Origin of the sequence: Pusillimonas sp. T2 (assembly GCF_002236805.1) — a bacterium.
GTDB lineage: Bacteria > Pseudomonadota > Gammaproteobacteria > Burkholderiales > Burkholderiaceae_B > Neopusillimonas.
In genome coordinates, this window is record NZ_NIQA01000052.1 from 1 (window position 1) to 326 (window position 326).

The following is a 326-nucleotide window of genomic DNA, read 5'->3' on the forward strand; positions in this document are numbered from 1 at the left end:
CCGGATTGGCAAAAATCAATCAACGTAACTCATGCCATGAAAGCATGGTAATTGAACCTCCTGCACTAAGATAATAAATAGATCCAACAGGAATTATTAATGTAAAAGTAGCGACTTCATTTGCAGCTGTGCCAAGGAAATACGATCTTATCTGACCGTCGATGACAAAAACAGAATTTGCCGCGGAGCTCTGCACGTATATTGATACTTGTATCGGCCGTGACGTCGTATTCTGATAACCAACATTATTTCCTCTAGATCCAGTAACGTTTTGCCATGATTGGGCGCTGCCAATTCCTGGTCCTCGCCACACCCCGGATTGGCAA

The 326-nt window shown here is 43.6% G+C and carries 1 protein-coding gene; it reads right to left on the bottom strand.

Features of this window, described 5'->3' with window-relative positions; translation table 11 throughout:
- Positions 1 to 19 precede the first annotated feature (19 nt).
- On the bottom strand, positions 20 to 326 hold a 307-nt coding region (locus PuT2_RS16010), incomplete at its 5' end, for a hypothetical protein (protein ID WP_216820844.1).